The 13,692-nt window shown below is 52.9% G+C and carries 12 protein-coding genes and 1 tRNA gene; 7 read left to right on the top strand and 6 right to left on the bottom strand.

All coding sequences use genetic code 11. The annotated features are described in order from the left end of the window. The first annotated feature begins 3 nt into the window (after nt 1-3). Entirely contained in the window at nt 4-1,269 is a 1,266-nt protein-coding gene (locus ACJY2L_RS11040) for a c-type cytochrome (protein ID WP_439213691.1), read from the top strand. 69 nt (nt 1,270-1,338) lie between these two features. Here ACJY2L_RS11040 and ACJY2L_RS11035 read toward each other — a convergent pair whose 3' ends face one another. Continuing rightward, entirely contained in the window at nt 1,339-1,854 is a 516-nt protein-coding gene (locus ACJY2L_RS11035) for a DUF2501 domain-containing protein (protein WP_439213690.1), read from the bottom strand. Nucleotides 1,855-2,411: 557 nt separating this feature from the next. Between ACJY2L_RS11035 and ACJY2L_RS11030 the strand changes: the two genes are divergently transcribed. The 3 genes from ACJY2L_RS11030 (at nt 2,412) to ACJY2L_RS11020 (ending at nt 4,290) form a co-directional block, all read left to right on the top strand. Next, nucleotides 2,412-2,840, top strand: coding sequence for a DUF2382 domain-containing protein (locus ACJY2L_RS11030; protein ID WP_439213689.1), 429 nt, complete (start codon nt 2,412-2,414; stop codon nt 2,838-2,840). Nucleotides 2,841-2,868: 28 nt separating this feature from the next. Further along, a complete protein-coding gene (locus tag ACJY2L_RS11025; RefSeq protein WP_439213688.1) occupies nt 2,869-3,894 on the top strand; it encodes a YsnF/AvaK domain-containing protein in 1,026 nt (341 codons plus the stop codon). 311 nt (nt 3,895-4,205) lie between these two features. Further along, nucleotides 4,206-4,290 (top strand) — tRNA-Leu (locus ACJY2L_RS11020). A gap of 196 nt (nt 4,291-4,486) precedes the next feature. On the opposite strand, the gene ACJY2L_RS11015 is transcribed toward ACJY2L_RS11020, so the two are convergent. The 5 genes from ACJY2L_RS11015 to ACJY2L_RS10995 are packed head-to-tail and all read right to left on the bottom strand — an operon-like array spanning nt 4,487 to nt 8,461. Then, entirely contained in the window at nt 4,487-5,446 is a 960-nt protein-coding gene (locus ACJY2L_RS11015) for a LacI family DNA-binding transcriptional regulator (protein ID WP_439213687.1), read from the bottom strand. Between the two features lie 58 nt (nt 5,447-5,504). Further along, a complete protein-coding gene (locus tag ACJY2L_RS11010) occupies nt 5,505-6,437 on the bottom strand; it encodes an ROK family protein (RefSeq protein ID WP_439213686.1) in 933 nt (310 codons plus the stop codon). A gap of 55 nt (nt 6,438-6,492) precedes the next feature. After that, nucleotides 6,493-6,795, bottom strand: a complete 303-nt coding sequence (locus ACJY2L_RS11005) for a PTS lactose/cellobiose transporter subunit IIA (RefSeq protein ID WP_067427744.1) — start codon at nt 6,793-6,795, stop codon at nt 6,493-6,495. A gap of 15 nt (nt 6,796-6,810) precedes the next feature. Then, a complete protein-coding gene (locus tag ACJY2L_RS11000) occupies nt 6,811-8,136 on the bottom strand; it encodes a PTS sugar transporter subunit IIC (protein ID WP_439213684.1) in 1,326 nt (441 codons plus the stop codon). Between the two features lie 10 nt (nt 8,137-8,146). Then, nucleotides 8,147-8,461 (bottom strand): PTS sugar transporter subunit IIB, encoded by a 315-nt coding sequence (locus tag ACJY2L_RS10995; RefSeq protein WP_067427748.1) that lies wholly within the window; start codon nt 8,459-8,461, stop codon nt 8,147-8,149. A 177-nt stretch (nt 8,462-8,638) separates the two neighbouring features. Here ACJY2L_RS10995 and ACJY2L_RS10990 point away from each other — a divergent pair, with 177 nt between their 5' ends. The 3 genes from ACJY2L_RS10990 (at nt 8,639) to ACJY2L_RS10980 (ending at nt 13,679) form a co-directional block, all read left to right on the top strand. Beyond that, complete coding sequence (locus tag ACJY2L_RS10990) at nt 8,639-9,910, top strand: PTS sugar transporter subunit IIC (protein ID WP_439213682.1); 1,272 nt, start codon at nt 8,639-8,641, stop codon at nt 9,908-9,910. Nucleotides 9,911-10,146: 236 nt separating this feature from the next. Further along, a complete protein-coding gene (locus tag ACJY2L_RS10985) occupies nt 10,147-11,484 on the top strand; it encodes a carbohydrate porin (RefSeq protein ID WP_439213680.1) in 1,338 nt (445 codons plus the stop codon). A gap of 11 nt (nt 11,485-11,495) precedes the next feature. Continuing rightward, entirely contained in the window at nt 11,496-13,679 is a 2,184-nt protein-coding gene (locus ACJY2L_RS10980; protein ID WP_439213750.1) for a CBM35 domain-containing protein, read from the top strand. Nucleotides 13,680-13,692 lie beyond the last annotated feature (13 nt).

Genomic DNA, 13,692 nt, shown 5'->3' with positions numbered 1-13,692 from the left:
CGAATGAAATTGTTGAACCTTAAAACCTTTTTTCTCGCCAACGCCATGCTGCTGGGTGCGGTTTCCGTGCAGGCACAGGCGGAAGATGAGGCGCAGCTAATCAAGCAGGGCGAATACCTTTCCCGGCTCGGCGACTGCATGGCTTGCCACTCGGTCGCGGGCAAGCCAGCCTATTCCGGCGGTCTGGCGATCGATTCCAATCTGGGACGGATTTACTCCACCAACATCACGCCAGATAAAGAACACGGCATCGGTAACTACAGCGAACAACAGTTCAATGATGCGGTGCGTAAAGGCGTGCTGCCGGACGGCACCGGCCTCTATCCGGCAATGCCGTACCCTGATTACGCCAAAATCAGCGACGCGGACATGCACGCGCTCTACACCTACTTTATGAAAGGTGTGCAGCCCAGCGCCGAACAGCCGCCGGAAACCAGCCTGAGCTTTCCGTTCAGCCAGCGCTGGGGCATGCGCTTCTGGAACTGGGCATTTACCAGCGACAAGGCGTTCAAACCTATCGGCGGTGCTTCGGCTGAGATCAACCGCGGTGCCTACATCGTTGAAAGCCTGGGCCACTGCGGCAGCTGCCACACGCCGCGCGGGCTTGGCATGAATGAGAAGGCGCTGGACAGCGGCGACGGTGATTTCCTCGCCGGTGGCAACCTCAACGGTTGGGAAGTGCCATCGTTACGCGGTTTACCACGCTGGAACGAGAAAGAGATCGTCGATTACCTGCAAACTGGTCGCAACGATAAAGCGGCGGTGGGCGGTGAGATGACGTCAGTGGTTGAGCACAGCAGCTCGCACATGACCGACGCCGATCTGCAGGCGATTGCCGCTTACCTCAAGTTCCTTGGCGGTAACCCACCGCTACAGGATGGCGATGCTCACGCGGCGCAGGCCACCGAAGCGAAACTTACCGCAGCGAAAAACCTCAGCGAAGGCGAGCGTCTCTATCTGGATAACTGTGGCGCCTGCCATTTTGTTACCGGCAAAGGCGCACCGGGCATCTTCCCGGAGCTGGATCAGGCAACGCTGGTTAACGCAGGCGATCCTACCGGTTTGATTCACACCATCCTGGTCGGTGCGCAGCAGCCATCTACCGAGAAGGCGCCATCAACGCTGGCGATGCCGGGCTTTGGCAATCGTCTGAACGATGATGAAGTGGCGAAGCTGGCGACCTTTGTGCGTCAGGGCTGGAGCAACAAAGCACCGGCAGTGACCAAAGAGCAGGTAGCAGAAGTGCGCAAATCGTTGCATCACGAGTAATCGGGCATGCAATAAACAAAAGGGACGCCGAGGCGTCCCTTTTTTATTCACGATGATCGGGTAAAGCGATCAGGAGATGAAGTTCTTGCCCTGCTTCAATACCACGTTACAGGCTTTGGTTTTTAACTTCTCACCCATCTGCGTATTGCCGAGGCTTTGCAGGTTAAGCTGCTGACCGTTGCCGGTATTCAACAGGCCAGCGATGCCCTGTTGATAATCGGTTTTCTGCTCCTGCGCGGCAGGTGCGCTCAGGCCGAGCTTGCTCAGCACCTGATCTTTCACCGACTGCACGTTGTTCTTCACGACGTTGTGCTCAACGCAGTACTGCATGATGCCTGCGGCGTTGGTCATGCTGTTAGAGGCCACGGTTTTATCGCCGCCATTAAGCAGGCTGCTCAGTGATGACAGCGACAGGCCACCATTCTGTGCCGCTGTGGTGCTGCCGGTATTGCTGGTGTTGTTCTGCTGGCTCAATTGCGTGGCGGCGCTGCTGAGCTGATCCTGCCAGCTTGCTGCGGAAGCGCTGCCTGCAACCAATAGCGCGGCCGCTGCCAGACTTGTTAATGTGCGTTGTGCGTATTTCATATCAACCTCAATGGACGTATCAGCGCAGGAACGGCGCGCTCAGAAATGCTGAGACGACATCATACGTGAGAAGTTCATTCAAAAATGCCCGCGACGGCGGTTTTAAGACGCGTCCTGGAATGGAATAAAGGCGCATTGCAGAATTATTAACGTTAAGTGTTTTCCTTCACGCTTAAATAATGCACGGCTACCTGCTGTGATATTTAAGCGATAGTCTAATTCGGGCGCTTAATATCACCAGGAATGCTCCTGGTATGCGTGGTAAAAAACGTTGTTTCGGCCTGGAATAATCAATAATTCATCACTGTCACTTCAGTGCTTTATTTTATTTTAGTTATTGATAATCAATTGCTTAGGTTATGTCCATGCCGCTTCTCTTGCTATATTTATGACTAATTGTGTCTGTTTTTGGCAAAATGTTTTTGCATTTATTTACTTGGCAATAGCCAATCTTTGTCTAGCCTTAATATCAACGCAGCGAATGTTGCAGCGATATTAATATCATCGTGACGTAAGAAGCGATTTATTTAACTGAGTAATGACCAACGGGAGAATATATGACCAGGCAGCCTGAAGAACCACAGCGGCAGCCTGATATTCACGACGCCGAAGAAGTTGTGCTGAATCGCGTTGAAGAACAGGTTGAGCTGACTAAACAGCGAATAGTGGATAGTCATGTTTCAGTAACCCGTTCGACTATCGAGCAGCAGGAAGTCGTTAAGACATTACTGAACAAGGATCGTGTTGAAGTCAGGCATGTACCGAAAATGCAGTACGTCGATGAGATGCCCGCCATCAGGGAAGAAAACGGCGTAGTGATTGTGCCGGTAGTAGAAGAAGAGATTCAAATCATCAGGAAGCTGGTGCTGAAAGAGGAGTTACATATTCACAAGGTGCAGGAAGCGGTGCCTTTTGAAGAGGTGGTAACGCTTCGTAAACAGCAGGTTCAGGTAGAAAAAACCAAAGCGAAAGAAAACGATCGGTAATAACAGCCTAACAAGAGAGGAATTTATCATGGCACACGAAAAAATCGTCACTCTGTTTGATACAGCAACTCAGGCAGAAGCCGCGAAAAAAAATCTCATCAAAGCAGGTTTCCCCGATCGGGATATCAGTTTAATCAGCGGTGAGCGTTTGCAGTCTGAAGGTAAAGCGATTCGCCATCCAAGCATTTGGCAGCGTCTGTTTGGTGACACCGTTGACCGCGAATACGCTGACGTGTACAGCGAAGCGATGGATAAAGGCGGCGTGATTGTCTCATTGCGTGCAGCAGAAGAGGATGTCGCTAAAGCGATGACCATCCTGTATTCCCACGATTCTGTGGATGTCCCTTCTCGTGCACGTCGTGATGTTGTGGCTGACAGCACCAGCCAGAACCGTGAGTTTGCCGGTGAAACCAATGACCATGCGGCACGCACGTCATTGACCGGTGACGAGAGCGAAGAAGAGATTCTGCGTCTCGCCCAGGAAAAACTTGAAGTCGGCAAGCGCCTGATCAGTGAAGGTTCAACCCGCGTGCGACGCTATGTGGTCACCGATCAGGTATCAGAAGATATTTCGTTGCATGAGCAGCATGCCGATATCTTCCGCCGCAGCGTTGATGAACCTGCGCTCCACGGCGATATCGACTGGTCAGAAAAAACGGTAGAGATTGCTGAAAGTCATGAGCAGCCGGTAGTCAGCAAAACCGCCCGGGTTAAAGAAGAAGTTGTGGTGCGTAAAGATACCCGCGATCACGTGGAGACCATTAACGACACCGTGCGCCGTCAGGAAATCGATATCGATAAAACCGGCACGCCGGGCGCCGCTAACGTTACCGACCCAACCGGCACCGCAACGGCGAACACCCTGAACCACACCGGTACCGCCAATGCCAGAGCGACCACCGCCAACGCAGCGAACCTGACCGGCAATGCCGATGCTACTGGCGCAGGCCAGCATAGCCACAAGCCGGGCTTCGCGGAAAAAGTCAGCGAGAAGGTGAGTGAAGCGAAGGACAAAGTGGAAGATAAACTTGGTCATCACGATCATAAACACTAAGCCGGTGTGAAAAGTGCGTCATCTCTTTGACAACATGTAGTGCTTTTCACCGCATCAGCACCCTCGATAAAGCCAGCCGCAAGGCTGGCTTTATTGTATTTGATGGGCATCTGAAATGAGGTTGAGTTGGGTTTGAGCTGAGTTTGAGTCGCTTCTGCGCTAGTGCAGATGGGCAGCCACAGTTGTGCTGTCGCCGAAACAAAATCGCTTAAGGTGATTTTTTCAGCACTTGGCGCACTGGCCGATGGTTTACACTTGCGCAGTTGGCGGGTAACGGTATAATCCCCAACGTTTTCCGCATAACTCTTCGTGCCGAAGTGGCGAAATCGGTAGACGCAGTTGATTCAAAATCAACCATCGAAAGATGTGCCGGTTCGAGTCCGGCCTTCGGCACCACGGAAAGCAAATAAGTCACCCAAGGGTGGCTTTTTTTGTGCCTGAAAATCCTGTTTTACTTTTTCATTGGCTATGCGGCTGAAGCGGGCTGTCGCCGCTAATCTGATCTATCACTACTAACGTCCATCCTTCTTTGAACGTGTAACCTTTCAGGCCAATGCATGCTCAGCATGGCCTGTAACATAAGGGCGTTACGTTAGCTCATTTCAGATACGGAAGCGCGGGCAACCAGACGGCCGGTAAAAGTACGGCTTTCCGTTTCAAATAGCGTGCGACCGTCAATCAGCGCGCGGATTCGTTGCACACAGCGTTCAAGTAGCTGATCGGTGGGATAGGCGATGCAGGTCAGCGGCGGATAGAGCAGGGAAGCCAGCGGAGAATCTTCGAGGCTGACCAGTGACACTTCCTGTGGCACCGCGATATTAAATTCACGTAATAAGCGCATCGCCTCTGCGGCTTGGCAGTCGCGTCTGGCAATAATCGCCGTATATTGCGTAAAGCTGTTGATAAGCGTCAGCAGAGCTTGCTCAATATTGTTATTGGCTTTGACCATAAGCTGCCGGTTGAAAGGCAGAGAATAGTTTTGTAGCACACTGCGATAGCCTTCCACCATCTGCTGGCTGGCCAGATCGTCTTCGCCGTCAATCAGCAGCGCGATGCTGCGATGCCCTTTACCCAGCAAATAGCGGCAGGCACTTTCGGTGGCGAAGGCGTAGTTATAACCGCCCGCCTGTTCAGTCGCTGAAAACTCATCAAAAACGATAACGTTGCTGGCCATATCGGCGGAGTGCTGTCCCAGCGTGACGACTGCAACACATTGATGCTGCAGATCTTCAATAGCTGATTGATAATCAGCTTCCGCGTTAACATACCGAATAAGAAGAGATTTATTCAGCGACTGCATGGCCAGCGAAAACTGGGGCAACAAGGTTGCGCTCAGCGCGGTTTCATTAGCAGGCAACACCATGCCGACGTAGCTTGAGCTATTACTCGCCAGATTTTGTGCGGCAAAACTCGGGCGATAGTTCAATTCCTCTACCGCGCGTAATACCGCTTCCCGACTTTCGTCGCGTACGCCGCGTGTTCCGGTCAGCACACGCGAAACGGTGGCCCGGGAAACATTGGCTAATCTTGAAACATCATCAATGGTAGGCATGGTGTCGTCTGAATTGCGATTTTGTCCTTATAGTAACATAAACACGCACAGGAATTGCTCAGCCAGACTGCGCCTCGGCGCGCTTTTTGGAAAGCGTTGGCAGCCATGCTGCGCCGCGTACGCCACTGGAATCACCATATTTTGCTTTGACGATGGCAGTTCGGCATTCCGCTGAAAAAAGATATTTTTCAATGGCTGTTGGCAGGTCGCTATACAGACTTTCGACGTTAGACAAACCGCCGCCCAGAACAATGACATGCGGATCGAGAATGTTAATAACGCTCGCCAGGCTGCGGGCAAAAGCATCGATAAAATGTTGATAGTGCGCCAGCGCAGCGGCGTCATGATCGGCGGCCGCAGCGAGAATCGCCTGGGCATCCAGTTCGGCATGCTGTGTCAGGTTGAAACGCTGACTGAATCCGGTGCCGGAGATAAAACGCTCAATACAGTTTTCACGGCCGCAATAACAAGGTTGCGCGGGGCCGTCTGTAGCCGAATCCCACGCCGGTAACGGATTATGCCCCCATTCACCTGCGATGGCGTTCGGGCCACTGAGCAGTTGTCCATTGACGACCACGCCGCCACCGCAGCCGGTACCCACAATGACGCCGAACACCGTGGGATAGCCAGCACCTGCGCCGTCTATCGCTTCGGAGAGCGCAAAACAGTCAGCATCATTGGCAAGGAATATCGGCTGGCCTGTGCGCTGCGCCAGCGTGGCCTGCAGATTTTCGCCGTTTAATACCAGGCAATTGCAGTTTTTGATCAGCCCGCTACGGGGATCGATCGCCCCCGGCAAGCCGATGCCAAGCGTAAACCCGTCTGGCGCAGAGGGGCGGATGCCATCGATCATCGACACCAGGTTATCGATAAATTCCTGATAGCTCGCTTTGTTGGTGGGACGACGTTCGCGCAGGCGTACACGACCCGCATCGTCAAGCAGCACCGCTTCCATTTTTGTGCCGCCAATATCAAGGCCAAGGTGAAGCATAATTATCCTCATAAAAAAGAGAGGCGGGCATCGCCTCTCAAAACAGGCACAACGGTTAATGGCGGCGATACAGGTCGATCAGTTCTGTCACCAGTTCTTTCGCCAGTATCGACGTCATCAGGTGATCCTGCGCATGGACCATGATGAGCGTCATCTTCGTTTTGCCTTCGCCTTCGTCGGCTTCAATCAGCTGAGTTTGCACAAGATGCGCCTCACGAGCGTAATGCTGTGCTTCATGCATTTTTGCATCGGCCTCACTGAAATCACCTGCTTTAGCGCTGCGCAGCGCTTCATAACAAAGGCTGCGCGACTGACCAGCATTAATAATGATGCCCATCACTTGTTCTTCTAAATCCATAATTTCCTCTGACTGTCATGCGGTTTCAGACTGGCCAACCACGGCGGGTGCCGAAGCGTCGCTGCTCTCCTGAGCCAGCAACTGTTTTTCAAAAGCTTTGAAGAAGGGGTAATACATGATGATGGCGGTGCCCATACAGATCAGGCACATGATCACCGGGCTGAATGCCCAGTTTGCTGCCCAGGAGGCACCAATCGGTGCGGGTGTGGTCCAGGGTGTCAGCGACACCACGCGCGCAACCCAGCCTAAATCGAGTGCAAACCAGGCCAGCGTTGCATTGAGCATCGGTACCAGCACGAACGGAATAAAAAACAGCGGGTTCATGATCACCGGGGCGCCAAACAGAATCGGTTCATTGATATTGAACAAGCCCGGCACCACGCCCATTCGACCAATGGTGCGCAGGTGAACCGCTTTGCTTCGCATCAGCAGCAGCGCCAGCGGCAGCGTGGAACCCACACCGCCAATCAGCAGATAGTGATCCCAGAAACCCTGCACATAAATATGTGGAATGACGCTTCCCGCGGCCATGGCCGCCTGATTCACCGACAGGTTCGCCATCCAGAAAGGATTCATAATGCCGGTGACAATCAGTGCACCGTGAATGCCGGCAAACCATAAAATTTGGCATACCAATACAGACAGCAGAATGGCTGGCAGGGTATCGGAGGCGGCGACCAGTGGTTTGACCAGCGACATGATCGCCTCCGGAATAATCATGCCAAGCTGCGATTCAATGAACAGGTTCAACGGATGGAGCGTCAGAACCACCGCCAGCACCGGGATCAAAATTTCAAACGAGCGTGCCACGCCAGTCGGCACTTCCGGCGGCAGACGAATGGTGATGTTGTGGCGGCGGAAAAAGGCATAAAGCTCAGTGGTATAAATTGCCACCAGCAGCGCAGTAAAGATGCCCTGACCAGAAAAGTAGGCCACGGAGATGTGGTCATCTTTCAATGGCGCCGCGATGAGCAGAAAACCCATCAACGACAGCATGCCGGAGGTCAGCGGGTCGAGTGCGTGATGCCGCGCCAGGCTGGCCGCTACGCCGACAGAAATAAATATGGTCATGATGCCCATGCTGAAGTTATAGGGCAGCATCAGGCTTTCACGGTGATCAAGCGAAAACTGCAGCCATGCGCGTGCAAATCCCCAATGCGTATCGGGCGCAAAGGGAGGAAAGATAAACACCAGCATAAAAGAGCCGACGATCATAAATGGCAGGGCCAGAATAAAGCCGTCACGAATAGAAGTGACATATTTTTGCTGGCCAACGGCACCGGCGAGCGGCGTGATGTGGTTTTCAATCACGCTCATGAGTTTCAGGTACAGAGAGCTCATGGTTTATCCCTTATTGATTATTTTCAATGAGTGAGAGGGCAAAATCCAACACCGCCGCGCCTTTTTGCATGCCGTAATCCATCATATTGATCGGCTCAACCCGTATGCCGTAAGCGTCGGCTTTGCTCTGTAAATCCTTCTGCATGTACTTAACCTGCGGCCCAAGCAGCACTACCTGATACTGACCCACCTGCTGTTCAAATTCGGCAACGCCAAACGCTTTAATTTCAACCTCAAGACCGCGTTTCGCTGCCTCGTCGAGCATTTTTTTCACCAGCAGGCTGGTGGACATTCCTGCGGAACAGCACAACATGATTTTTTTCATCGGAAACTCCAGTCTGAGAAAGAATACTCCGCGGACTATAGTCAGATGGATTTAAAACGGAAAGCGCTTTCCATCGCTGGATATACTAATTGTGAGAGCGATCACCTGCAGCAGGCTTTTACTTTGCGTAAATGTGGGGGATGATCGCTGCACATCACTGTCCTTTATAGGTTTCACATGAACATTCAGTTTATGAATGTTGCCGTTACGCTGATTGAACAGCGGGTAACGCCTCTGGCAAATCTGCTTACCCGTAATCAGCACATTACCGCGATGCGCGACAGCTTTGGGCTGGCGATGCCTTTTGTGATCATTGGCAGCCTGATGGTGCCGCTGATTTTCCCGCCGTTCTCGCTTGAACCAACGGCCTGGTACAGCGCGCTCTATCTGGCAATCCGCCCGATGCTGTTGCCAACCTTTAACATTACGGTGGGTTTAGTGGCGTTGATTATCGCTTTTGGTGCCAGCGCCAGCCTTGCCAAACAGTATCGGCTACCGGAGCGCCTTTCCGGCCTGACCGGATGCCTGGCATTCCTGCTGTTTATCGGCTTTAAAGAGAGCAGCGGAACTAATCTTTTTCTTGGCGGAATGGGTATCTTCAGCGCGCTGATATCCAGCTTTTTTACCATTGAAGTGATCCGGCTGTTTTACCACAGAGGGTGGTGCATTCGCCTGCCGGATGAGGTGCCAGTGATGACCCGCAACGGCTTTCAGCTGCTGGTGCCGCTGCTGGCAATTATGCTGTCGATAACGTTGATCAATGCGGCGGTGAAAAGCAGCACCGGGCTGATTCTTCCTGATTTAATCAGCGAAGCGCTACGGCCATTGATCGTTGCTTCAGATACGCTGACCGCGCTGCTTATTTCATTGCTGCTTTGCCATCTGCTCTGGTTTATCGGTATTCATGGCGCGCTGATTATCACCGGCATCATGAACCCGTTCTGGATGACTTACCTGTTTGAAAATCAGCAGGCGCTGGCGCAAAACAGTGCGCCGCCGCATATTTATCTACAGGGATTCTGGGATTTTTATCTGCTTATCGGCGGTATTGGCTCGACCTTACCGCTGGTTTTTATGGCGTTACGCAGTCGTTCGCGTCAGCTGAAAAGTGTCGGTAAAATTGGCCTGGTACCGTCACTCTTCAACATCAATGAACCGCTGCTGTTTGGCTTCCCGATTATTCTTAACCCTTTGTTCCTGGTGCCGTTTATTGCTGTCCCTGCGATCAATGCTTGCATCGCCTGGTATTTGACACACCTCGGTATTCTCGATCGCGTGGTGGCGATGCTGCCCTGGTCAATGCCCGCGCCGCTGGGAGCAGCCTGGTCAGCTAACGGCAGCTGGAAAAATATGTTTATGTCTCTGTTCGCCTTTTTCAATGCCTGGATGATTTACCGTCCGTTCTTTCGGGTCTATGAACTTCAGCTCATCGAGCGGGAAAAAAATTAGCGTTTTATCATCTCTCCTGCACCGCCAGCGTCATTCCTCCGCTGGCGCATGACCTTTAGCCCTTTCAGAAAGCGATCCCGATCACGATTACGCATGCAGAATTTATTATTTTGTGATTCAATCCGGTAATTATGGAAAGCGCTTTCCATCAATGGATGTACATTTCCATTTTTCAACCGTAAATTTCCCTCGCGCCCTACAGACGCTCTTCGCTTATGACAATAAAAAGGGAAAACATGAAACGCGTTCATCCAGCTTTACCTCTGACTTTACTGCTCGCCTCTGCCACCAGTGGCGTTACCCATGCCGAAAAATATGATTTCACCCTGCACGGCTATATGCGTTCCGGCATCCTGGCAAACAGTGACGGCAATCGCGTCAATTCCGTGGGGTTGATGCCTGACGGAAAATTCCGTCTGGGCAATGAAGATGACACCAAGATCGAACTGATTCCTCAGGTGATGCTGACGTCTGATTCCGGCGTAGTGGCAAAAATTCAGGCCAATATCACTCATCAAAGCAAATGCACCTCTGACTGGAACTGCCTTGATGACGATGACAAGCCAGTACAGTTTCGCGAAGGCTATGTCGAACTGAGCAACCTTGATTTTGCACCGGATGTCACCTTCTGGGGCGGCAAGCGCTATAGCAGTTCAAACACCTCAAGCCATCAGTTTGACTGGGAATATATTCAATACAACGGTACAGGGGGTGGCTTTGACAAGCTCGATCTTGGCTTCGCACAGCTTGATGCCGGTGTTTATGCGTTCACTCCAACCGATGAAACCAAAGCCTATCCCGTAGATCGTGGCGATCAGGGCTATCCGGATGACTATTCGCTCAATGTCTGGCTGAAAAAGATTGCCGGTTCACCCGTCGACCTGCAGCTCATTGCCCATCACATGAATAACAGTGAACTCCACGCCGACGCCGCCGAGAAAGGCTATGGCCTCACCGGCGTTTATAACTTCGATGGCTTTTATGGCGTTTTGGGCGGCTCCTCCCGGTTTGTTGTGCAGTATGGGCGAGGCCTGGCTGCGGGCGATTCATTGGGTAAGAACGGTTGGGGATGGGCCAATCTGGATGATACGCAGTCCTGGAGACTCATTCTGGATGGGCTTGCCGCGCTGGATAACGGCTGGGAAGTCTCAACTTTCGCCTATTACCAGCAGGATAAAAATTACCGTTGGTGGAGCAGCGACAGCGAAGGATGGGGCCGCACCAGTTGGGTGGCGGGCGTACGCCCGTATCAGCAGATTACCAAAAACTTCGCCATGCAATATGAGGTGGGCTACGAGTACCTCGATGACAAAAACTACAAAGGTGTGGAGGGAAAAGGCAAGGGCGGACTGACTAAAGTTACCGTGGCACCGACGCTGACATTTGACTCCGGCTACTGGAGCCGCCCGCAGCTTCGTCTCTATGCCACCTGGGCAAAATGGGATAAAGGCGTCTCTGATGCGCTGGACGGCAACTATGACTGGAGCACCAACACTATCGGCTCGGGTGGTTATAGCCGCAGTGGCAAAAGCGACACCCTTAACGTTGGCATCCAGGGCGAAGTCTGGTTCTGAGGAGAGGCATGATGAATATATTCGCGAAAAACACGCTGCTTCTGGTACTGATGAATATGCTAAGCGGCAGCGTTGCTCAGGCAGCTGAACCCTCCCATTTTGCGCACTTCATTACGCGCCAGGGGGCACAACTCATGGATGGGTCACAGCTTTTCCGCTTTGCCGGTATCCATGCGCCGGAATTACATCGTATTGAAGATGATGCGCGTGGCGTCTGTAAAGCCGACCCACGCGGCTGGGGACAATATTTTGCCTGGCCAACGGCAGAGGAGCAGGCGAACTGGATCAGCGCTCAGGTACAAACCGGCGCCAAAGCGCAACGCGTCTACGTTTTCTCCGTGCAGCAGGAGAATGATGCGGCCTGCGGACGAGAGACGCATATTCTGACACCGGCAACCCCGGACGGCATGCCGCGCCTGAACGAAAAGGCGATGAAAATCTATGACAACATGATTGCCGAGGCGGATAAACAAGGCCTGCGCCTGATTGTGCCTTTTATCGATCACTGGGCATGGTGGGGAGGTCGCGAACAGCTGGCGGCGTTCTACCACGAGCAGCCAGACGACTTTTATCGCGTACAGAGCAAAACCTATCACGCTTATCAGCAGCTGATTCGCCAGATTATTACCCGTACGAATACGCTCACCGGGCGGCGTTATGCGGATGAAAAAGCCATTATGGCCTGGGAGACAGGCAATGAGCTGGAGGAGACCAATGCTGAGTTTCTTCAGCAGACCGCCGCGTTAATCAAGCAACTGGCACCGCATCAGCTGGTGATAGACGGCACCTATAAGAAAATTAACGCTTTTGCACTGGCGGATCCCAATGTTGATATCGTCAGCAACCATTACTACACCAACGCCGGAAATAATGATCCCGACCAGGTTAAAAAGGATTTGCAGGCGATTGGCGGCAAAAAGGTCTATCTGGTCGGCGAGTTTGGCCTGCTTGATAGCCGCGCGCTGAATAGCATCATGCAGGCCCTTGTGCATACCGATGTTAACGGGGCGAAAGCCGCGGGCGGTTTGGTTTGGGGATTCCGCGGTCATCGTCACAACGGCGGTTTTTACTGGCATAAGGAATATACCGGCCATTACAGCTACCACTTACCAGGATTTCCGGTAGAGGGCGACGCTAATCAGGAGATGGCGGTGGTGGAGTTGGTCCGCCACGCCGCGGCCCAAATGGATGGCAAAGATAAGGTGCCCGCGCTGCCAGTGCCGGAAGCGCCATTACTGCGACAAGCCTCATCACCCTTTGCTCTTAACTGGATGGGCGCTGCGGTGGGCCGACGCTACGACGTTGAACGTGCTGCCGCGCCAGAAGGCCCCTGGCAAACGGTGGGGCGTGATATTTCAGACGGCGTTCAGGCGTGGGATCCCGCCACGATGAACCTGTTCAGCGACGATTACACCTCACTGAAGTTAGGGCAAACCTATTACTACCGTGTGCTGGCAAAAAATGAATCCGGTATCTCGCCTCCTTCGAACGTTATTCACGTCACCCACACTCAGCGTAATCAGGCACCGCAGGTTACGTTAGCCGATCGCGCCGCCGTTGCGCAGAACCGCGGATTGAGCCTGGCGGCCAGCTGGCAGGATGACCATTTACCCACTCGTCAGGTGACAGGTACCTGGAGCAATGGCGGCAACCAACATGTGCATTTTTGTCAGGCGAACAACGCCGATACCCGCGTCTGGTTTACCCAACCCGGCTCCTATCAACTGACGTTCACCGCCGATGATGGCCTGCTGCAAAGCAGTAAAAATATTGCTGTTACCGTCACACCGGCTAACGCACCGCCACCCGCTGACTTCTGCCATTTCGACAGCGGCGTGCTGGGTGTGCAGCAGGGAACGGTGACGCCATCTGCAGGCGCAGAAACGCCGCTGGCGATAACAGAGGATGGTTTTCTCGGGCCTTTTGCTAACGCAGGCGATCGGGTTAGCTGGCAGATTGAGGCGCCGTGGGAAGGTGAGTTTTTGCTGCATCTGCACGTGAATGGTAAATGGGGCAGCAAGAAAAATTCATTGCAGATCAATGGGGATAAACCGTTGCAGATTGAGTTTCCCGGAAGCAACGAGCAGATGACGCTGCGTGTCTCTCTCAGGCAGGGGAAAAACAGCATCACCCTTGGCAACTATGCCGGTGACTGGGGATTCATTTTCATTAAATCGATGCGGGTTACCGCCTGATGGCGGTACGCAT

The organism is Duffyella sp. Ts4, from assembly GCF_051851875.1.
Taxonomy (GTDB): domain Bacteria; phylum Pseudomonadota; class Gammaproteobacteria; order Enterobacterales; family Enterobacteriaceae; genus Duffyella; species Duffyella gerundensis.
This window is presented reverse-complemented; position numbering and strand designations above follow the sequence as displayed.